At 51.9% G+C, this 21,263-nt stretch carries 21 protein-coding genes; 12 read left to right on the top strand and 9 right to left on the bottom strand.

What is annotated here, in order from left to right:
* The first annotated feature begins 95 nt into the window (after positions 1-95).
* The 6 genes from lptC to recJ all read left to right on the top strand — a co-directional run bounded on the left by lptC (position 96) and on the right by recJ (position 8,379).
* On the top strand, positions 96-632 hold the full coding sequence (lptC, locus tag Q4E40_RS11245) for an LPS export ABC transporter periplasmic protein LptC (RefSeq protein WP_303412218.1): 537 nt from the start codon (positions 96-98) through the stop codon (positions 630-632).
* A complete protein-coding gene (locus tag Q4E40_RS11240) occupies positions 632-805 on the top strand; it encodes a hypothetical protein (RefSeq protein WP_303412217.1) in 174 nt (57 codons plus the stop codon). Before lptC ends, Q4E40_RS11240 begins: the two co-directional genes overlap by 1 nt.
* A gap of 13 nt (positions 806-818) precedes the next feature.
* Positions 819-2,117 (top strand): hemolysin family protein, encoded by a 1,299-nt coding sequence (locus Q4E40_RS11235; protein ID WP_303412216.1) that lies wholly within the window; start codon positions 819-821, stop codon positions 2,115-2,117.
* Between the two features lie 74 nt (positions 2,118-2,191).
* Complete coding sequence (locus Q4E40_RS11230) at positions 2,192-4,297, top strand: peptidylprolyl isomerase (RefSeq protein WP_303412215.1); 2,106 nt, start codon at positions 2,192-2,194, stop codon at positions 4,295-4,297.
* Between the two features lie 140 nt (positions 4,298-4,437).
* Entirely contained in the window at positions 4,438-6,273 is a 1,836-nt protein-coding gene (locus Q4E40_RS11225) for a tetratricopeptide repeat protein (protein ID WP_303412214.1), read from the top strand.
* A gap of 390 nt (positions 6,274-6,663) precedes the next feature.
* Entirely contained in the window at positions 6,664-8,379 is a 1,716-nt protein-coding gene (gene recJ / locus Q4E40_RS11220) for a single-stranded-DNA-specific exonuclease RecJ (RefSeq protein WP_303412213.1), read from the top strand.
* 48 nt (positions 8,380-8,427) lie between these two features.
* Here the strand turns inward: recJ and Q4E40_RS11215 are convergent, their stop codons facing one another.
* Both Q4E40_RS11215 and Q4E40_RS11210 read right to left on the bottom strand, forming a co-directional pair.
* Positions 8,428-8,712, bottom strand: coding sequence for a hypothetical protein (locus Q4E40_RS11215; RefSeq protein WP_303412211.1), 285 nt, complete (start codon positions 8,710-8,712; stop codon positions 8,428-8,430).
* A 79-nt stretch (positions 8,713-8,791) separates the two neighbouring features.
* A complete protein-coding gene (locus Q4E40_RS11210) occupies positions 8,792-9,655 on the bottom strand; it encodes a glycoside hydrolase family 25 protein (RefSeq protein ID WP_303412210.1) in 864 nt (287 codons plus the stop codon).
* A 200-nt stretch (positions 9,656-9,855) separates the two neighbouring features.
* Between Q4E40_RS11210 and lptB the strand changes: the two genes are divergently transcribed.
* The 4 genes from lptB to Q4E40_RS11190 all read left to right on the top strand — a co-directional run bounded on the left by lptB (position 9,856) and on the right by Q4E40_RS11190 (position 13,194).
* A complete protein-coding gene (lptB, locus tag Q4E40_RS11205; RefSeq protein WP_303412209.1) occupies positions 9,856-10,587 on the top strand; it encodes an LPS export ABC transporter ATP-binding protein in 732 nt (243 codons plus the stop codon).
* A gap of 39 nt (positions 10,588-10,626) precedes the next feature.
* A complete protein-coding gene (locus Q4E40_RS11200) occupies positions 10,627-11,007 on the top strand; it encodes a four helix bundle protein (RefSeq protein WP_303412207.1) in 381 nt (126 codons plus the stop codon).
* A gap of 18 nt (positions 11,008-11,025) precedes the next feature.
* Complete coding sequence (locus tag Q4E40_RS11195) at positions 11,026-12,543, top strand: GH3 auxin-responsive promoter family protein (protein WP_484573332.1); 1,518 nt, start codon at positions 11,026-11,028, stop codon at positions 12,541-12,543.
* 141 nt (positions 12,544-12,684) lie between these two features.
* Positions 12,685-13,194, top strand: coding sequence for a hypothetical protein (locus Q4E40_RS11190; RefSeq protein WP_303412205.1), 510 nt, complete (start codon positions 12,685-12,687; stop codon positions 13,192-13,194).
* A gap of 163 nt (positions 13,195-13,357) precedes the next feature.
* Here Q4E40_RS11190 and Q4E40_RS11185 read toward each other — a convergent pair whose 3' ends face one another.
* From Q4E40_RS11185 to gltX, 5 genes are all read right to left on the bottom strand, one after another.
* Complete coding sequence (locus Q4E40_RS11185) at positions 13,358-13,561, bottom strand: hypothetical protein (protein WP_303412203.1); 204 nt, start codon at positions 13,559-13,561, stop codon at positions 13,358-13,360.
* A 55-nt stretch (positions 13,562-13,616) separates the two neighbouring features.
* On the bottom strand, positions 13,617-13,994 hold the full coding sequence (locus Q4E40_RS11180; RefSeq protein ID WP_303412202.1) for a hypothetical protein: 378 nt from the start codon (positions 13,992-13,994) through the stop codon (positions 13,617-13,619).
* Between the two features lie 41 nt (positions 13,995-14,035).
* The gene (locus tag Q4E40_RS11175) at positions 14,036-14,803 is read right to left on the bottom strand and encodes a TIGR00266 family protein (protein ID WP_303412201.1); all 768 of its coding nucleotides are present in this window, start codon (positions 14,801-14,803) and stop codon (positions 14,036-14,038) included.
* A 44-nt stretch (positions 14,804-14,847) separates the two neighbouring features.
* The gene (locus tag Q4E40_RS11170; RefSeq protein WP_303412200.1) at positions 14,848-15,219 is read right to left on the bottom strand and encodes a hypothetical protein; all 372 of its coding nucleotides are present in this window, start codon (positions 15,217-15,219) and stop codon (positions 14,848-14,850) included.
* A gap of 131 nt (positions 15,220-15,350) precedes the next feature.
* Complete coding sequence (gene gltX, locus Q4E40_RS11165) at positions 15,351-16,892, bottom strand: glutamate--tRNA ligase (RefSeq protein WP_303412199.1); 1,542 nt, start codon at positions 16,890-16,892, stop codon at positions 15,351-15,353.
* 165 nt (positions 16,893-17,057) lie between these two features.
* Here gltX and Q4E40_RS11160 point away from each other — a divergent pair, with 165 nt between their 5' ends.
* A complete protein-coding gene (locus Q4E40_RS11160) occupies positions 17,058-18,080 on the top strand; it encodes a YihY/virulence factor BrkB family protein (protein WP_303412197.1) in 1,023 nt (340 codons plus the stop codon).
* A gap of 160 nt (positions 18,081-18,240) precedes the next feature.
* Here the strand turns inward: Q4E40_RS11160 and Q4E40_RS11155 are convergent, their stop codons facing one another.
* Complete coding sequence (locus Q4E40_RS11155; RefSeq protein WP_303412195.1) at positions 18,241-19,872, bottom strand: hypothetical protein; 1,632 nt, start codon at positions 19,870-19,872, stop codon at positions 18,241-18,243.
* 266 nt (positions 19,873-20,138) lie between these two features.
* On the bottom strand, positions 20,139-20,519 hold the full coding sequence (locus tag Q4E40_RS11150) for a RidA family protein (RefSeq protein ID WP_303412193.1): 381 nt from the start codon (positions 20,517-20,519) through the stop codon (positions 20,139-20,141).
* A 49-nt stretch (positions 20,520-20,568) separates the two neighbouring features.
* Here Q4E40_RS11150 and Q4E40_RS11145 point away from each other — a divergent pair, with 49 nt between their 5' ends.
* The gene (locus tag Q4E40_RS11145; RefSeq protein WP_303412192.1) at positions 20,569-21,252 is read left to right on the top strand and encodes a 3-hydroxyacyl-CoA dehydrogenase family protein; all 684 of its coding nucleotides are present in this window, start codon (positions 20,569-20,571) and stop codon (positions 21,250-21,252) included.
* Positions 21,253-21,263: the final 11 nt, after the last annotated feature.

The following is a 21,263-nucleotide window of genomic DNA, read 5'->3' as shown; positions in this document are numbered from 1 at the left end:
ACTATTCTGACTTTAAAAGCATTATTAAAACAGGCCGTTCTGACGACGGTCTTTTTTAATTTTTAGTATCTTCACTTTCGATAAGGATAAAAAGCATGCCGAGATCTATTTTTTCAGTGCTGATCGCCTTGCTAGCCCTACTGGCGGCAGGCTGCGGAACAGACCTGAAAGACCCGGACCAGGAGAAAAAATACGAAGGCCCGTTTCGGGAGACAGCCAATGTGCTGACGCTCTACAGCGACTCGGCCAGGGTAATGGTCAGGCTGCAGACCCCGATGCAGGAGGACTACGAAAATGGCGATGTAGTTTTCCCGGATGGCATTGATGTGGAGTTTCTGGAAGAAGGGGAGACGGTGACGTCGACGCTTCGGGCCAACTACGGCAAGCAGGAGCGCAACAAGGACCTATACCTGGTGCGGGGCAACGTGATCGTGCACAACCTGCAGAAGCAGGAAAAGCTCGAAACCGAAGAACTCTACTGGAACAAAGCCAAAGCCCAGATCTACACAGACAAGTTTGTGAAGATTACGACGCCTGAGGAGATCCTGATGGGGCACGGCCTGGAGGCAAACCAGGACTTTAGCAATTATAGAATCAAAAAAGTGACGGGCGTATTCAGCCTGAAAGAATAATGAGCCAAAAACTGGTTAATACTATTTTATTGTCGCTGGCCTTTGTGGCCATGGTAGTCGGCGTGCACAGAAGCATTCAGGAGTCTGATATAGCTGGCAATTACTGGATTTACATGATCGGGTTCATGCTCTACATCGTGTACCATTACCGCAAGAAGAAACAGACTGAGTAGTCTGTAACATCTTATGATAGACCCCGACCAGATACTGCTATTAATTCTTGCACTGCTGTCCTGCGCCTTTTTCGCAGGTATAGAAATCGCCTTTATGGCAGCGAATAAACTGCAGATAGAGCTCGACGAGAAAAATAACGTCCTCTCCGGGCGCATTCTCACGTACCTGATGCGACACCCCGCCCAGCTGATGGGCACCACGCTGATTGGCTACGCTCTTTCGCTGGTGCTCTACGGCTTCGTGATAGCGGGCATCCTCTATACCTTGTTCCAGGCCTTTCTGCCCGGGGCTTTGCAACTGGCGCCGCTCATCTTGGTGCTGCAGGTGCTGTTTGCCTCGGTCTTCGTGCTGCTCACCGCCGAGTTTCTTCCCCGCAGCCTCTTTGCCATTAACCCCAACCGCATGCTCGACGTGCTGGCTATACCGATGCTGGTGCTCTATTACGTGCTATACCCGGTTGTCATCCTGTTGATGAGGCTGAGCAAATGGATTGCCGAGCGTGTGCTCAAGATCGAGTTCTCGGACGAGCACCCGGTGTTTGGGGTGACAGACCTGAACGCCTTCATCAAAAATAGGCTATACCACCCGGTAGAGGAAGGAGCCCCGGAAGTGAATCAGGAAATATTTCATAATGCGCTCGAGTTTAAGAAAGTGCGTGTGAAAGAATGCATGGTGCCGCGTACGGAGGTGGAGGCCGTAGAGGTAAATGAGCCGGTAGAGCTGCTGCGCGACACCTTCATCAAAACCGGGCATTCCAAGATACTGGTGTACGAAGACTCCATCGACAACATCATCGGGTACTGCCACCAGTTGGCCATGTTCCAGCAGCCACGCCACATCCGCGAGATCTTGTCGCCGGTGAGCCTGGTGCCGGAGAGTATGCTGGCCAGTGAGTTGTTTTTGCGTTTCGGCACAGAGCACCGTACCGTGGCGGTGGTGGTGGATGAGTTCGGCGGAACGTCCGGTATCGTAACCGTGGAGGACGTGATCGAGGAGATCGTAGGGGAGATACAGGACGAATACGACTACGAAGCGCTGCTCGAGCAGGTGTTCCCGGCCAAGGACCTCTACCTGCTGAGCGCCCGCCACGAGATCGACTACCTCAACGACAAATACGAGCTCCACCTGCCTGAGGGGGATTACGAGACATTGGGCGGACTTATCTTCTCGGTACTGGGCGAAATACCCAAGCCGGGCGATGTGGTGGAGCTGCGTCCCTTTACGGTTACCATCCTCTCGATGGATGATAACCGCATCAACGCCGTGAAGCTCTTCAAAGACCCAGACTTACAGGCAGATGGCGTATTTTAAACAGATGTGCACAAAATTTTGAATTTTTGCACGATTAACCTTATTTTGCACATCCTTTATCATTCGTATAACACATGGCATTAATTAACAAGATTAGAGAAAAGTCGGGTTGGGCTGTTGGCGCTATCGCCATTGGACTTGGCGTATTTGTAGTAGGCGGCGACCTATTAGGGCCAAACTCCAGACTTTTGGGTAACGATGCGACTACCGTAGGCGAAATAGCCGGTGAGGAAATTGACTACCAGCGCTTCGATATGGTGTTTCAGCAGATCAAAGCCCAGTACGAAGGACAGGTACAGCGTGCTGCCACAGAGAGCGAAATGGCTATGATGCGTGAGCAGGCCTGGAACCAGCTAATCTTCCAGATTGCCTTGCAGAAAGAGTATGACCGTCTGGGCATCGAGGTGTCAGAAGAAGAACTGGCCGACATGGTGCAGGGTAACAACATACACCCTTCAGTGCGCCAGGCATTCACTAACCCGCAAACAGGCGAGTTTGACCGTGCCCAAGTTGTTCAGTACCTGCAGAGCCTGGACCAGACCGGTGGCCGCCCGATGTGGGTTAACTTCGAGCAGAGCATTCTCAACGACCGCATCCAGACCAAGTACAGCAACCTGCTCACCAAGTCGGTGTACGTAACAACGGCTGAAGCAAAGAAACACTTCGATGCGCAGAACACGATGGCCGACATGAAAGTGTTGTACATCCCTTACTTTTCGATCGCTGACTCTGCTGTGAGCGTAACAGACGCGCAGCTGAAAGACTACTACAACCGCAACAAAGAGCTTTACAAAGTAGAGGATGGTCGTACAGTAGAGTTTGTGACCGTTCCGGTGGCTGCTTCTACCGATGACATGAACTACTTCCAGGAAGAGTTGAAAGACATGACAGAGCAGTTCGCGGCATCGACCAACGACTCTGCTTTTGTGAACACGCACTCAGACGTGCCATACGACGGCACGTACCTGCACACAGCAGAGTTGCCTGAGCAACTGCACAAAATCGCACCGCTGGAAGAAGGCAAGGTATACGGCCCTTACAACGACGGCGATACCTATGCGCTGTACAAGATCATGGACATTAAGGACGGCAGCACAAACACTGCTCGTGCCAGCCACATCCTGATCAAGCCGGAGAACGACTCACCGGAGGCGAAGCAGGCTGCCCTTGCCAAAGCAAAAGACATTCATGCGCAGATCAAGAACGGTGCTGACTTTGCTGCTCTGGCGGCACAGCATGGTTCTGACGGTACTGCGTCAGTAGGTGGTGACCTGGGTTACTTCACAGAAGGCCGCATGGTGCCAGCATTCGAGAAGGCCGTGTTTGGCGCTTCTGCCGAAGGCCTGCTGCCTACCCCTGTTGAAACAGAGTATGGCTACCACATCATTAAAGTAACGGCTCCTAAGTCGAAGCGTACTTACAAAGTGGCTGCTGTGCAGCGCGCACTGGACGCAAGCGACGCCACCCGCGACCAGGCCTATGCAATGGCTGACGAACTGGCCGGCACAAGTGGCTCAACTCAGGAGTTCAGAGAGAACGTGAAGAAAAATGAAGCCCTTTCTATTGAAGAGGCGCCGAACGTAGGTAAAAACAACGTGCTGGTAGGTAACCTGAGCAACGCCAGAGAACTGGTGCGCTGGGCTTACTCAAAAGACACTTCGGTGGGTGATGTATCGCCTGTGTTCGAAATTAACGACCAGTACGTGATCGCTACCCTGACTGGCAAGCGTGAAGCGGGCTACGCCAAGTTGGAGGATGTGAAAGAAGAGCTGACCGCAGCCGTTCGTAACGAGGTGAAGGCACAGCAGATCATGGATAAGCTGAAAGGTGCTACAGGTTCAATCGATCAGATCGCGGCTAACTACGGTCCGGATGCGATTGTAAGAGACGCCGAGGAAGTATCGCTTGCCTCTGGTGCTATACCTGGCCTTGGCCTGGAGCCAGTGGCGATCGGCAGTGCCTTTGGCTTGAAGCCAGGCAGCCGTACTGCCCCGATCGAAGGACAGGGCGGTGTGGTGATGGTAGAGCTGATCAACCTGACCAAAGCGCCGGATGCACAGGATCTTTCTGGCGTGAAAGCACAACTGGCCAACACCCGCTCTTCGCGTGTAGAAACCAACGCATTTGAGGCGATCAAAGAGAAAGCCGATATCAAAGACAACCGCGTAAGATTCTTCTAAGAACTGCACGACAGGTATAGGAAAAGGGCTGCCCCATTAGGAGCGGCCCTTTTCTGTTTATGGCTGAACCGAAATTATTGGCTATCTTCATTTTCGGGAGCCAAGTCCATATCAAAAAGCCCGTCTACACGTTGTAATAGATGATGTTTATACCTGCCTATACCTATTTACTACGCCTGCTGTTTGTGCTCCTGTTTGTGGTGCTGGCAGCGCCTTTTACCATGGCGCAGACCCAGGAGCTGGCGCTGGCACGCGAGTACCTCAGCAAAGGCGAGTACCAGAAAGCGGAGGCCATCTACAGCAAGCTGATCGACGACCAGCGCCTTTTCTCTGTCGTGTACCCCGACTACCTGAAAACCCTGCTGGCGCAGAACAACCACAAAGATGCTGAGAAGTTGGTGAAGCGCACCATCAAGCGCTACCCCGGCCAAATTAGCTACAACGTTGACTTAGGTATAGTGTACCAGGCTGCCGGCGACAAAGCAGCGGCCGAGAAGCATTTCGACAAACTGATCGCGCAGCTAAAGCAAGAGGAGGTGATTGTGGCAGCCAGCGTGTTTGTGCAGCACGAGTTGTTTGACTATGCTGAGAAAGCTTACCTGCGCGGGCGTGAGCTCAGCAAAAATCCCTATGAGCACAACCGTTCGCTTATCGCGCTCTATACCTTCCGCCAAAAGCACGAAAGCCTGATAGGGGAGGCACTCAACCTGCTGCAGGAAAATGAAAGTGAGCTCATCTATGTGCAGAACATGCTGCAGAACAGCATGCAGGACGAAAAGACGATGAATGCGCTGGAAAAGGAACTGATAACGCGGGTGCAGCAATATCCAGATCTGCTGGCTTATAACGAACTGCTGATCTGGCTCTACATCCAGCGCCGTGACTTCTATAGCGCCCTGCTGCAAGCCCGCTCCGTGGACAAACGCACCCGAAGCGGCGGTACCCGTGTGATGGAACTGGGTGCCATCAGTGCCCGCAACCAGGATTACCAGGGCGCCATTGAAGCCTACGAGTACATCATCAAAGAGTATCCGGATGGCCCCTACTACCTGATTGCCCGGCAGCGGCTGATACACGCCCGTGAGGAGCAGGTGGAGAACACCTTCCCGGTTGACCTGGATAAGATCAGGACGCTGATATCAGACTACGAAGCACTGTTGGCCGAGGTGGGACGCAATGACCAGACGGTGGAGGTGCTGCAGCACATGGCCAACCTGTATGCTTTTCACCTGGATGAAAAAGACAAAGCCATCGCCTTGTTGCAGGAAGCGATCGCCGTGCCGCGGGCCAAGGCCGACTTTGTGGCCGAGAGCAAACTTACGCTGGGTGACATCTACCTGCTGAAGGGGGAGCCCTGGGAGTCGACCTTACTGTACTCGCAGGTGGAGAAGTCGCACAAAGAAACGCCGATCGGGCATGAGGCCAAGCTGCGCAATGCCCGCCTCAACTACTACAAAGGCGACTTTGAGTTGGCCCAGGCCCATCTCGACATCCTGAAACTGGCCACCAGCCGCGAGATCGCCAACGACGCCATGGACCTGAGCCTGCTCATCACCGATAACACCGGTCTGGACACATCTACTGTAGCGATGGAGGAATATGCGGCCATCGAGCTGCTCGTTTTCCAGAACAAGCTGGATGAGGCGCAAAAGAGGCTGGATGCCATGCTGCAGAAATTTCCGGGCCACAGCCTGACCGACGAGATTTACTTCCAGAAGGCGACGATTTACGAGCGCACCGGTGCGTTTGACAAGGCCATTGCCAGTCTGGAGAAAGTGGTCAGCGCTCCTGCCGATATACTGAGTGATGATGCGCTGTATAAGATGGCCTACATTTATGAGGAGAACCTGAAAAATAACCAGAAGGCACAGGAGCTATACAACGAGTTTCTGGTGAAGCACCAAGGCAGCATTTATGTGGCTGAAGCCCGTAAGCGTTTCCGCAACCTGCGCGGCGATGCGCCCGTCGTGAACTGACAGGTATAGCGCTCAGTCGCAAAAGCTATACTTCCAGCTGTTTAGCCCGGATTCACACAGGCCCACAAGCTCCCATCCACCCGGTGTACGCCTAATGGGGCGTGCTTTAAAAATCTTTGCGAAAGGTATAAACTTTGTTCTGCTCTACATCCTAAGCAAAGAAAAGGAACAGGAACAGGATGAAAATAAGGAAGAATCCATACATGATCAGGTCGAGCGAGTAGTTCTTATACTGCTCATAAATTTCTCTAAGTCGTTTCATGATCTGGTGAATTGTATGACTGCAAATTACAAAAAATAGCGCAAAGGTGCTGTGTTATGGGATGCGGCCGACCCAAATCCTGCTTAAATTGACTAACTTTGCAGCCGGGATTATTTGTGAAGCAGCATATGGAGAAAAGGTGGGTATATAACGAAAGCGTTGCGCCAGCGATGATCAATCAATTGGCCGAATCGCTCCGGATCAGCACCACGCTGGCCGACGTACTGTGCCAGCGCTCTATCTGCACGTACGAGGAAGCCAAAGCGTTTTTCCGACCTAGCCTGCTCGACCTGCACGACCCCTTCCTGATGAAGGACATGCACCGCGCCGTCGACCGGCTGGCTGAAGCGCTTCACCGCTCCGAGCGGATACTGGTCTACGGTGACTACGACGTAGACGGAACCACCTCTGTGTCGCTCATGTACAGCTTCCTGCTTCCGCTCACCCAACCCGGCCAGGTCGAATATTATATCCCGGACAGGTATAAGGAAGGCTACGGCGTCTCCACACAAGGTATAGATTACGCCAAAGAGCAGGGCTTCACACTTATCATCAGCCTCGACTGCGGCATCAAATCGGCCGACAAGGTAGCCTATGCCAAGACGCTGGGTATAGACTTCATCATCTGCGACCACCACTTGCCCGACGAGGACATTCCGCAGGCCGTGGCGGTGCTGGACCCGAAGCAGATCGACTGTCCCTACCCCTACAAAGAACTGTCAGGTTGTGGCGTTGGCTTTAAGCTGGCGCAGGCTTTTTGCATTCAACAGGGCATTCCGCAAGAAGAAACTTTTAAGCTGCTCGACTTGCTGGTGGTGAGTATTGCTGCCGATATTGTGCCGATCACGGGTGAGAACCGTATCCTGGCATACTTTGGTCTGCAACTGATCAACGGACCAGGCCCGCTGCGCCCGGGGCTCGAAGCACTGAAGGAACTGGCAGGTATAAGCGGCGAAATGGACATCACCAGTGTTGTGTTCGGCTTTGCGCCCCGCATCAACGCGGCAGGTCGTATGGGCGATGCGAAGCGCTCTGTGCGCATGCTGCTGGCCCAGACGAAGGTAGAGGCCTTTGAGATGGCCGACATCATCAACGAGTCCAACAAAGAGCGCCGCGACAAAGACTCCAACATCACCAAAGAGGCGCTGCAGATGATTGCCGAGGACGAGTTTCTGCGCAACGCCAACTCGACGGTACTCTATAAAGAAAACTGGCACAAAGGCGTGATCGGTATCGTGGCTTCACGCTGCATCGACCATTACTACCGGCCTACCATCATCCTCACGCAGTCCAACGGCAAGGCGTCTGGCTCGGCCCGTTCGGTGCATGGTTTCAACGTGCACGACGCCATCGAAAGCTGCTCCGACCTGCTCGATCAGTTCGGAGGCCATATGTACGCAGCCGGCCTTACGCTGCCCGTGGAAAACGTGCCTGCTTTCCGGCAGCGTTTTGAAGAGGTGGTGGCCCGCACGATCACCGAAGACCAGAAGATCCCGCAAATAGAGGTAGACGCCAAGATCAGGCTCAACCAGATCACCCCGAATTTCTACAAGATCATAAAGCAGATGGAGCCTTTCGGGCCGGGCAACATGAAGCCCGTGTTTGTGTCGGAGTGCGTGTACGATACGGGGAGCGTGCGTGTGGTCGGCGACAGCCACCTGAAGCTGCGCCTGACGCAGGACGGCTTTTATGACATTGACGCCATTGGCTTCGGCTTTGGCGACTTCTTCCGGCACATTTCCAAAGGGATACCTTTCGATGTCTGCTATACTGTAGAAGAGAACGAGTACAGGGGGAACGTGACGCTGCAGCTGCGCATCAAGGACATCCGGATGCTGAAATAGTAACTGAAATGTCTGTTACAGCTCTTGTGCAAGGCGTTAAGTCTGTCGCTAAAAGGAGTAACCATACAAAAGGATAAGGCAAAGCGTGCACAATCCTATACCTAGCAACCCCAGCTTGATGTGCCGGCTCCTGTAGGCCAGATAGCCCAGCAAAACACCCAGCGCCTCCACTGTAAACAAAACAACCCGCAGCGGGAGGCTCATGGTGTAAACAGAAGCCATGTGCAGCATCTCACCTGTATCCACCTGGCTTTCTTCTGCCTGAAGGTAGAAATAGGTGATCACAATCAGACCGACCAGGCCGATTAACACAGAAGCGACTCCCATTTTCATATACCTAGGATTACGCACAAGTAGCAAAAATGAATGAAGCGAGCCCTACAGTTGCAGGGCTCGCTTCATTCATGGGGTGTTAAGGTTGTTCGGTGTTGCTCGCCAGAAGCTTTACGGCGGGCAGCTGCTCCAGTTCCGCCAGGATTATTTTCTCCGGGTATGGCGTCAGCTTCGGTGGCACGCACATTAGGTTCAGGCTGTTGAGGTCGCCTGCAAAGTAGTTAAGATCGATCGCCGCATTCACGCCGGACAGCCTGCCCGTATCGGTATACTGCCAGAAAAGCCATTTGTCTTCGTGGTGAATGTCGGGCTCGATGGTGTTGTAGCGGGCAATCCAGAAATGGTAGTCCTTGAAGTGCCCCTGCAGCCAGCGGCGGTAGAAATTCTGATTGGTATAGATAATCGGCTTTACGCCATAGTGTGCAGTCACGGCTTCCAGCCAGATGCGCATGTTCTTTCGCATGTCGGCAGGGGAGGTATGCTTTTCAATCACTTCCACATCCAGCACCGGAGGCAAATCGCCTTCGTGCAGCTCCACCGTGTTGATGAACATTTCGATCTGGCCCTGCACCGGGGCGGCAGGTATAAAGAAATGATAGGCGCCCCGTTTGATGCCCACGCGCTTTGTTTCGGCCCAGTTGCGGGCAAAGTATGGGTCCAGCCTATAATCGTCCTGCGTTGCCTTTACGAATGCAAACGTTACGTCAGCATCGCGCACCTGCTCCCAGTCCACCTCCTTCTGCCACTTGGACACGTCGATGCCCTTCAGGCTCGAAGAAGTGATCAACGCTGTCTTGGTAGTAGCACTTGTATTTTTGGCAGTAGTGCCGTTGTTTTTTGCATTATCGGACTCTCCGGAAGGAAACCCGGTAAACATGAACGAAAGCAATAAGCCGGAGTAAGCCACCTTGTGGACGGCCATGTAAAGTAAAGAAAACATCATAAAGGCTGGTTAATCGGAATTCCAAACTAATAAGAAGACGCGACACTAACAACAGTGTGCCCGGAATAATTTCATTTCTAAAATTAGATTTTCTGAATATAAGGTCAGGTATACCTGCTGTTATACCCGCCAGGTATAGGTATAAAACTTGGCAGGATTACTGCATTGCAGGACGGGTCTAGAATGCGTAAATTAGCCCGATGATATTAAGAGCCGAACATCTATATAAAAAATATAAGTCGCGCATGGTCGTGAACGACGTGAGCGTGGAAGTGAACCAGGGTGAGATTGTGGGTTTGCTGGGACCGAACGGTGCCGGTAAAACCACCTCGTTCTACATGATCGTGGGGCTGGTGAAACCGAACCAGGGCCGTATTTTCCTCGATCAGGAAGATATAACCGACCTGCCCATGTACAAGCGTGCCAAGCGCGGCGTGGGCTACCTGGCGCAGGAAGCTTCGGTGTTCCGGCAGCTGACGGTGGAGGAGAACATCCTGGCCCCGCTGGAAATGACCAACCGCCCCAGGAAAGAGCAGCTCGAAAAGGTTGAGGAACTACTGGAAGAGTTTTCGCTCACGCACGTGCGGAAAAACAAAGGCATTGTACTTTCAGGAGGTGAGCGCCGCCGCACCGAGATCGCCCGCGCCTTGGCTGTCGACCCCAAGTTCGTGCTGCTCGATGAGCCCTTCGCCGGCGTAGACCCGATTGCCGTGGAGGAAATCCAGAGCATCGTGGCCAAGCTCAAGAGCAAAAATATCGGCATCCTGATCACCGACCACAACGTAAACGAAACCCTTTCCATTACCGATCGCGCCTACCTGCTGTTCGAGGGCAAAATCCTGAAGTCAGGTACCGCCGAGGAACTCGCCGCCGACGAACAGGTGCGCCGCGTATACCTGGGCAAGCACTTTGAGTTGAAGAGGAAAGTTTAGGTTAAATTGTTGAATGGTTAAATGGTTGTTCGAAGAGAGATGGAAGAGAAAAAATATCTTAAATTAAACGACATTGAAGCCTACAAGATCAGTTTTGCATTAAGTAATCATATCTGGGACATTGTGATAGCCTGGAGCCACTTTCCTCAAAACACGGTGGGGCAGCAGTATGCTACGGCAGCAGATAGTATCTCAGCCAATATTGCGGAGGGGTTTGGCAGGTATGGGAAAAAAGACAAAATAAAGTTTTACCGCTATGCACAGGGCTCCATGTACGAATCGTTTAATTGGACCGAGAAAGCAAGAGTACGTAAGCTGATTACTGAGGAGCAGTACCAGTACATATTAGGTGAGTTGAAAAAGCCGCCAATAGCCATCAACAGCCTAATAAAGTGGACAAACAACAATTTAACCATTTAACAATTTAGCCTTCAGCCTTTGGAGATCATCAATTCTATCGTGACGTGGGTGATGAAGAAGCGGATTCATGACATTGATCTGTTTCGGAAGTACCCGCATGAAGTGCAGAACGAGCTGTTTCAGAACCTGATCAGCACAGCGAAGGGCACGGAGTTTGGCAAGAAGTATGGCTTCGGCGATATCAAGTCGGTGAAGACCTTTCAGGAGCGGGTGCCGATTGCTGCTTACGAAGACTTGTACCCCTACATTGAGCGCGTGATGAAGGGCGAGCAGAATGTGCTGTGGCCAAGTAAGATCGAGTGGTTTGCCAAATCGTCGGGTACCACCAACGCCCGCAGCAAGTTTATACCTGTCAGCCCGGAGTCGCTGGAGGACTGCCACTACAAGGGTGGCAAGGACATGCTGTCGCTCTACGTCAACAACTACCCTGACACCAAGCTTTTCACGGGTAAGGGCCTCTCCATCGGGGGCAGCCACCATCCCAACGAGTTCAACGCCAAAACCTCCTGTGGCGACGTGTCGGCGGTGATCATGCAGAACCTACCGATCTGGGCCGAGGCCATGCGCACGCCACCGCTCAAAGTGGCCCTCATGGACAAGTGGGAGGAGAAGATCGAGAAGATGGTGGAAGTGACCGTGCCCGAGAACGTGACCAGCCTGAGCGGCGTCCCTACCTGGACCTACGTGCTGCTGAAACGCATTCTGGAGGTGACGGGCAAGCAAAACATCCTGGAGGTATGGCCGAATCTGGAGCTTTTTACGCACGGGGCTGTTGCCTTTGGACCTTACCGGCAGCTGTTCAGGGAGATCATACCTTCCGATAAGATGCGCTACCTGGAGGTATACAATGCCTCGGAGGGCTTTTTCGGAATACAGGACCAGCGCGACACCGAAGACGAAATGCTGCTCATGCTGGACTACGGTGTGTACTACGAGTTTATCCCGATGGACCAGTTTGATGAGGAGAATCCCGCAACGCTAACGCTGGACCAGGTGGAGTTGGGCAAGAATTACGCCATCGTGATTTCGACCAACGCCGGTTTGTGGCGCTACAAGATCGGCGACACGGTGCGCTTCACCAACCTCAGCCCATACCGCATCAAGATATCCGGTCGCACGAAGCACTTTATCAACGCTTTTGGCGAAGAGGTGATCGTGGAGAACGCCGAAGTAGCCATCACCAGGGCCTGCGAAGCCACTGGTGCGATCATCTCCAACTTCACAGCCGCACCTGTGTACATGGAGAGCGGCAAGCGTGGCGGTCACGAATGGCTGATTGAGTTCGAGAAAGAACCCGATAGTTTGCCCCGTTTCACCCAGGTGCTCGATGAGACCCTGCGTGAGATCAACTCCGACTACGACGCCAAGCGCCAGAATGACATCGCCCTGCAGGAGCCCATCGTGCATGCTGCCCCGAAAGGCACTTTCATGAACTGGCTCAGCAAAAAAGGAAAGCTCGGAGGCCAGCACAAAGTGCCAAGACTCAGCAATACCCGCGAGTACCTGGAGGAGATCTTAAATTTAGTAGAGAGTTAAAAATTATAGAAAAGTATCTAAAGCCCCTGCAGCTATACCTGCAGGGGCTTTTTCATGTGAAGTGAAATTAGATTATGCTACTCTATTTTTATTTTTGATATTTAGAGTGATAAGCGATTCAACCACTTAAGCACCAGCTACATGAAAGCAAAATCTTATACCCTCAACCAGTTCGGGAAAGTCATCACAATGCTGCTGGTAGCCGTCAGCCTCACGTTCACAGCCTGCGAAAAGGAGGAAGGGGAGGTGATACAAGATATTGCGATCGAGCTCACCTTCAAAGATTCCGCTGGTAATGATCTGTTGGATGCAAAAAATCCCCATGCCTTTTCTACCAACAACATAGACCTGTACTACCTGACTAACGGAAAGCAGGAGCGCGTCTTTGATGGGAAAATGGATTATCCGAAGCAGTTCTTTGTGTTTCAGACCGGAAGCCAACATGTCATGCGGCTTTTCCCCAGCCTCGATGAAGAGAATATGCGAACGCAGACTTACCTTAAGCTTAATGAAACAGATACCGACACGATATCCTGTATTATAAAAAGGTGGGGGAAAAGCAACCAGTCTGTTGCCGTAACCAAGGTATGGTATAACAATGAACTGGTATGGGAAGGAGCGGGGCCAAGGTATGTGGAGATCGTGAAATAAGGCGCCGGCTCAGCGTGTCATTTCGGGCGGCAGCGAGAAATCAGGAATAGTGAGTCGTTACGACTCCAGATTTCTCACCAGCGTTCGAAATAACATTAAAAAACGCCCGGCAGTCTATACCTGCCGGGCGTTTTTGTCTTTAAGCTATACTCAGGTATAACGGCTATTTAAGCAAACCATATAAGGTCACGAACACTGCGAAACCCAAGACGAACAGCAGAACCAAATTTAGGTATAACGGCACCGTCTTGCCTTTCACCTTTTTATAGTCAAAGCCTTGACCATTCAGTACCATAAACAGAATAAGGTTGATGATGGTCAACACCCTGTTCACGGCGTTCCAGGTAGGCTTGATTTCTAAAGTCATGGTACAGCTTTAAGGTATAAAGATAGCGCTAGGTATAAGTTGGAAAAGCGGATGCTTACGCTGCCAGTTTACGCGAGTTCGTTACAGTCAACAAAACCCCCATGGCAAGCCCGCTTAATGAAAGGATTGAGCCAACAGCGATCAACTGTATAGCACTCCCATTAACAACTTCAAAATCGCTAAACTCTGAAAGAACTGCCAAAAAAGCTACGAAGCTGATTGCTGCGGCGAATACGCCCAGACACGTTCCTGCCAATTTATTCTGCCACACGGCTTGAATAGCTAGCGCGACCATGATGCCCAAGGCAACGAGGCTGAAATTTTCTTTGGCAACCAGGTCGCCAAAGAACCAGAGCGCGGCTAGTCCGATGAAGTAGGTATATGGAAGTACTTTACTACTTCCATAATTGCGCAATTGATGGAATCCTTTCATTTATAGGGGCTCTTAAAAATTACTCATTCATCATTATTCCTCTACTCTAAAAAGCTGCTCATAAAGCCGCCTTCCTTCTTGGCATTCTCGCCGTGCGGCATTAGCGCCTGGATCAGCTTCTTCACTGGCATGGACTGGAGCCATACCCTGCCGGTACCGCGCAGGGTGGCCAGGAACAGGCCTTCGCCACCGAAGATCATGGATTTGAGTCCGCCGGCCTGCTGAATGCTGAAATCTATACCTAGCTCAAAGGCCACCACACAACCAGTGTCCACGCGCAGGGTTTCGTTGTTGAGTTCTTTCTCTACGATAGTACCGCCCGCATGCAGAAAGGCCAGTCCGTCGCCGGTGAGCTTCTGGAGGATAAAGCCCTCGCCACCGAACAGGCCGGAGCCCAGTTTCTGGTTGAAGTGCATGGCCAGTTTGGTGCCCAGCGCCGCTGCCAGAAAGGCGTCGCGCTGCGCAATCAGCGTGTTGCCGGCGAGCTGCTGCAGGTCGATGGGCAGGATGGTGCCGGGGTAGGGGGCCGAAAAAGCGACCCGGCTCTTACCATGGCCTTGGTGCGTGAAGTGCGTCATAAACAGCGACTCACCCGTAATCAGGCGGCTGCCCATCGAAACCAGTTTGCCCAGAAAGCCCTGGCTGGGGTTGGAGCCGTCGCCCATTTTGGTCTGGAAGTCGATGCCTTCTTCCATGTAGACCATGGCGCCGGCCTCGGCAATAACCGTTTCGTTGGGGTCGAGCTCTATTTCGAGTACCTGTATGTCGTTACCGAAAATGCGGAAGTCGATTTCGTGTGCGTTTCTCATAGTTTTTAGGACTTAGGTTTCAGACAGACAAGATAACAAATTATCTAATCCGCTTCATCTTCTTCGTCCTCTTCCGCCTGACCTTTTTTTCTACGGGCCTTCGGCAGGTCCTTGTCGTCTTCGTCATCCGAAACGGAGCTGGTGCCTTTTACGAAGTCCTCATCGGTTTCTTCCACTTCTTCGCCTTCCTCAATGTGATATTCATCCTCTTCCTCCTTCTTGGCACGCTCGGCGGCGTCGCGCTTCACGAGCTTCTTGTCTTCCACGTTCTTGTTCAGAAACTCGTTTATCTGGTCAATGGAGTAGTTGGAGATGATCTCGCCTTGCTTGTTCACCTTTATCTCGAAGCCCTCGAGGTCTTTGTGCACGCGGGTTTTCTTCTTCGAATTTTTATTTTCTTTCTTATCCTTAGCCATACCTTGGGTCTGTTGCTTTCTGAAGTATAAGGCGAAATGGCCAAATAGTTACAAACAGGTATAGCGGGCAGGTATAAAAAAGAGCGGCTATCCCTTTCGGAATAGCCGCTCTTGCAGGTATAAGGTATAGCCTAAGCCGTTGCGTACTGGCTCAGGGCGCTGATGGCAGCGTCGATGCGGCTCTGGGTTTCCTCACGGCCGATCACCTCGATGATCTGCATCAAATCAGGACCCGCCTCGGCACCGGTCACGGCCAGGCGAAGTGCCTGCATCACCATGCCGATCTTCATGCCGTGGCGCTCCAGGATGCTTACCAGCAAATCCTTCACAGTGTCGGCGTTGAAGTCGCTCAGGCTAGAGAGCTCGTTGCGGAAGTCGGTGAAAACGGCCACAGCCTGGCTGTTCCACTTCTTGGAGGCCACTTTCTCGCTGTACTCGGTAGGCGCTACGAAGAAGTATGCGGCCTCACGCCAGAACTCCTGCGGGAAGCTCACGCGCTCCTTCATCAGGCCGGCGATCTTCTCAGCTTTCTCAGGCGAGCAAGCAATGTTGTGCTCTTCCAGGGCTTTGAGCAGGTAGTCTGCCAACTCGGCGTCCGGCTTGGCGCGCAGGTACTGCTCGTTGAACCAACGGGCTTTCTGTATGTCGAAACGGGTGCCGGACTTGCCGATACGCTCAATCGAGAATTCATTAGCCAGCTCGTCCATAGAGAAGATCTCCTGCTGCGTGCCCGGGTTCCAGCCCAAAAAGGCGAGGAAGTTGATGAACGCTTCCGGAATATAGCCTGCCTCGCGGTAGCCGGAAGATACTTCGCTGGTAAACGGATCTACCCAACGGAGCGGGAACACCGGGAAACCGAGCTTGTCGCCGTCACGCTTGCTTAGTTTGCCATTGCCGTCAGGCTTGAGCAAAAGCGGCAGGTGCGCGAACTCCGGCATGGTGTCTTCCCAACCCAGGTAGCGGTATAGCAGCACGTGCAGCGGCGCCGATGGTAACCACTCCTCCCCACGGATCACGTGCGTGATCTGCATCAGGTGGTCGTCCACGATGTTGGCCAGGTGGTAAGTTGGCATGCCGTCTGACTTCATCAAAACTTTATCATCAATGGCAGAAGAGTGCACCATGACCCAACCGCGGATCAAGTCTTTCAAACGCACTTCTTCTTTGCGTGGCACTTTCAAACGAATTACATACGGGTCGCCTGAATCCAGACGCTTCTTTACTTCATCTTCCGGTAGCGTGAGCGAGTTTTTCATCGTCATGCGTGTGATGGCGTTGTACTGCGGTGTAGCTACCTTGGCGGCCTTCAGGCGCTCGCGCATTTCGTCCAGCTCCTCGGCCGTGTCGAAAGCATAGTAGGCGTGGCCGCTCTCGATGAGTTGCATGGCGTACTGCATGTACATTGGCTTGCGCTCCGACTGGCGGTAAGGTGCGTAGGGGCCACCGTTCCATGGGCTTTCGTCCAGCTCAATGCCGCACCACTCCAGCGACTCCCGGATGTAGTCTTCAGCGCCGGGCACAAAACGGTTCTGGTCGGTGTCCTCGATGCGTAAAATCATTTTGCCGCCGGTTTTCTTGGCCAGCAAAAAGTTGTAAAGGGCCGTGCGAACACCGCCGATATGGAGAGGCCCTGTCGGGCTCGGGGCAAAGCGTACTCTAACTTCTCTTTCCATGTATGGTTATTTCAAAAAGGCATTGCTAATTCAGGCACAAAGGTACAAAATAAATTCTCGTTTCGGTAAGTGTTGCGTGCTCTAACCTATACCTGTACGAGGTTCAGGTATAAACATAACCTTTCACCTGCGTATCAGTTTTAGGATAATATCCCTTACCTCCCCATGCCCCGCAAGACGCTGAAAAAGATATGGTGCCTGCTCCAGGAGGCTGGCCTTGAATTCATCGAGAACAACTCCTTCCAGAAAGGGGCGGCGCTGGCCTATTACACCATTTTCGCGCTGCCACCTATTCTGCTGATCATCATCAACGCCACTGGCTATTTTTTTGGCGAACAGGCTGTGTCGGGAGAGGTCTATTACCAGATCCGGGAGACGATCGGCTCAGAGGCCGCTTTTGCCGTGCAGCGCATGGTCGAGAGCATCAATGATATTACTTCCTTCAACTTCGCGACCGTCATCATCGTGGTTACGCTCTTTATTGCAGCCACGGGCGTATTCGTTTCGCTGCAGGATTCGCTGAATGAGGTATGGTACGTGCGGCCCGCCCCCAAGCGCGGCTACGTCAAGCTGATCCTCGACCGCTTTCTGTCCTTCGCTATGATTCTGGCCATCGCCATTCTGCTGATCGTGTCGCTGCTGGCCAACACCATCTTGGTCGCCATTGGTGATTTTCTGGAGGCCCGTTTGGCTGGTTGGATCGTCTACGTGATGCGCGGCGTCAATCTGGTATCGGGTTTCGTGCTGATGACTTTTATGTTCGGTTGCATCTACCGCTTTCTGCCCGACGCCAAGATCAAGTGGCGCGACGTGTGGGTGGGCGCTCTGGTGACGTCGGGGCTCTTTGCCATCGGCCGCGAAGTCATCGGCCTATACCTGGGAACGAGCAACATCACTTCTATCTACGGGGCGGCGGGTTCTGTTATTGTGATCCTGCTGTGGGTGTTCTATACTTCCCAGATCATCTTTTTCGGGGCCGTGTTCACGTTCGTCTACTCCCGCAAGTATGGCTTCAACATTTACCCAGCCGAGTATGCCGTGCGCTTTATCCGCCAGGAAATAGAAGTAGGCCACACCGCCGTGAACGCCGAACCGGGTAAGTTCACCAAAGATATTTATGGGGAAGAGGAAGCGAAGGAAGCCGCCAAGTCCGATGAGCACGATAAGTCAGCGGGGGAGGGGATTTGAGGGGGAGTTTAACGCTTGGGGTATCGCCGAAGCCGTAGCCTTTTATCGCAAAATTTAAACTGGAGAACTATCACTCAACTCTACACAATTGTTCAAGCGAGGCCGTTCAGTCCCGCTTTTGACAATACCTTGTTAGCCGTTCAGTCGGCCGTCAGTCAGGTTAGGCACGCATGTTATCAGGGTTTTCAGTCTTTGCTGCCGCCAATGCTAATAATAGTAAAGTGATGAGCCAGATACCTCCCCACGCATATTTTGCAAAGTCAAAGGTTCTGGAATAATCGCTTGTGTAATTTGCCCACACCACCCTGAAATGTCCGTCCGGTATGCCACTCACCGGAAATGAAGTGTCGCCAACGTGCAGTTCCAGCCTGCCGCCTTCCCGTTCTGTAGTCATCAGGTGAACAGGCACGCCGGATGCAATAACGCGACCATCTGACATAACATTGCCAAGTGCGTAGACAGCCACATCAGAATGGGTGTCTGGCAATTTAGAAGTACCTATACCACTTCGCCCGTGATGCCACACATCGTAACCCACACCTGCCCAGGTCGTGAACCGCCCTAAAGGGTCTGAAATTATTGGTTGACTCGCAACTACATTCCATGTGAGCCCATCAGGCGTTGTAACAGTTGCGTTGATGTCAACTTTATCATGTGGCGGCAAAGGTGTCCTGTGGGTGTTTGCATTTTCGGTGCGGGCCTCTATGGCCGCTGTTGTAGCTGCCATATTATTGCTGTAAAATTGTCCCTGTTCCAATGTTGCTGCGCTTGAAGCAGAAATAGTAACGCGGTGTACTTCCGGTCCCGTGTATTTAAATACAACAAAGCCTACAATGATAATAGCAATGGCAGCGGCTAATAAGCCTATGCTCATTATTTTAGCTGGTTTTTTCTCCGTAGCATTAGCTGCGCCACCTCCTTTAATGCGGCGGTTGCCTATGAAAAATGCTATAATAGCAACGATTAGCGTAATAGGAAGGATAATCAGAAATTCATCACGATAGGAAAGCCAATGAACCTCGGAAGAGGGCGGATATTTTTCGAATATCCTAAGCGATGGGTTGGGAAGTCCTATGGGTGCGAGGTAATGTGTGTAGGCTGACAATAAAAATGCGAGCATTACGCCGCCGGTTATGTAAGAAGTGCGTCCCTTGCCAACAATTGCCCACCAGGCAAATATAAAAGGGAATGATACTGCAAGACGAACAATAAACCATGTAGCTCCGGGGAACTCACTTTTTAAAATTGTTTGTACCAGGCCCAATATAACTACAATTCCGGCAGCCATAATGAGAGCGACAATAGCGATCTCTTTAAAGTACTTAAGTTGTAGACCTGTATGTTTTGCATGCTTATGTTTCCGCCAGAGCCAAAGGGCCACCAAATAACCCAGGTAGTAAATACCAAAATGTACTGGCAATCCCGTCAACCAGGTACGCTCTAAGTCTAGCCACTCACCATGCCCCGGCAGGCCAATAGGAGAAAGTATCCAGTAATAAGTAGTTAGTAAAAAAATGTGGACGGCGGTCAGGATAGCACCCCTTCCTACGCCTGCACCAAAGAAAGCTGTGCCAAGTCCAAAGACAGTAGACATCAGCAGCCCGTCGGTAATCCAATAAGTCCAATAAGGGTCATTTCCCCAAAGCATGGCATGAGCAATAGCTGCGTCACCAAACATGGCAAGCAATGCTGCAAGAAAGGTGAATTTCATGATGCCTATAAGAGGAATTGGGCTACCATTTGGGTGCATGGCTTTAGTGCCTGGGTTTGACACTGTTTCATATTTTTCCATAGCAGAAAACTTTATAGCGAAACCCAAATCCTGCCACAACCTGTCTTACTCCCCACCTGGGTATTACAAAACTTATACTACGACTTTTGGAAATAGTTACCGGGTGACGGCTGACCACTGTATAAACGGAATAAGCATACAGGTTTTCGTCATGTAGACAGATAACTGGGACCGGATTACCGAAAACACCATATATGCACAAATACCTCCAACCCCATCATCAAATGACAAGGCTGGAGGTATAGCAATTATTTAATTAAGCTTTCCTACAAAGCCGCAATACAGGAAATCTCCACATTCACATCTTTTGGCAGGCGGCTTACCTCCACGGTCTCGCGGGCGGGCGGGTTGGTTGGGAAATAGCTGCCGTATACCTCGTTTATTTTGCCGAAGTTGCCCAGGTCTTTCACGAAGATGGAGCACTTAAGCACATTGTCGAAGCCCATACCTGCCTCTTGCAATATGGCAAACAGGTTCTTCATGACCTGGTGCGTTTCCTCCTCGATGGTGCCACTCACCAGCTCGCCGCTTTGCGGGTCCAGTGGGATTTGTCCCGACACATACATAGTGCCGTTGTGAAGCGTCGCCTGGCTGTAAGGCCCTATTGCGGCCGGTGCTTTCGGGGATGTGATGATGCTGTGCGTCATAGTCTGATTCGTTTTAATGTGTATCTTTACTGATCAAAAGTACAGAAATATGCACATACTTGTTTTGTCTGGTGATGAAATGGCCGCTGAGTTCCGGCAGAAGTTTCCTGAAGGGAGCAATGGCAACACCTATACCTTTCTGAACAGCCGTCACCTAACCGACGATCAGTTGAAGCCTTCTGACATCGTGTTTGACTTCCTGCTGCACGAGGAACCGGAGCGCCTAAGCGATTATGCACCAGGGCAGGTAGTGTTCTGCCAGGCCGTAACGAAACAACTGGCTGCACTAGTGCATGAGTCGAGCTTGGGGAATACCTGCACGCTGTTCGGCTTTAACGGACTGCCGACGCTGTTCAACCGCCCTGTTCTGGAGGTAAGCCGGTACCAGCAGAGCGATGCCGAAAAACTGCAGCAGGTATGCGAGCAGCTAGGCACGGAGTACCAACTGGTGGAAGACCGCGCAGGTATGGCTACGCCGCGCATCCTGTGCATGATCATCAATGAAGCCTGCTATACCTTGCAGGAAGGCACTGCTTCCATCCAAGATATTGACCTAGGCATGAAGCTCGGCACCAACTACCCGCACGGACCTTTCGAGTGGGCAAATGCCATAGGTATAGCCAATGTGTACCAAGTGCTTGAAGCCATGTACGAAGACACGAAAGAGGAGCGCTACAAGATTTGCCCGCTACTCAGGACGAAGTACCTGAAAGGCGAGAAGTTTGAGTTGTAATATTAGTTTGG

The sequence above is a fragment of the Pontibacter coccineus genome, from assembly GCF_030546575.1.
Taxonomy (GTDB): domain Bacteria; phylum Bacteroidota; class Bacteroidia; order Cytophagales; family Hymenobacteraceae; genus Pontibacter; species Pontibacter coccineus.
This window is presented reverse-complemented; position numbering and strand designations above follow the sequence as displayed.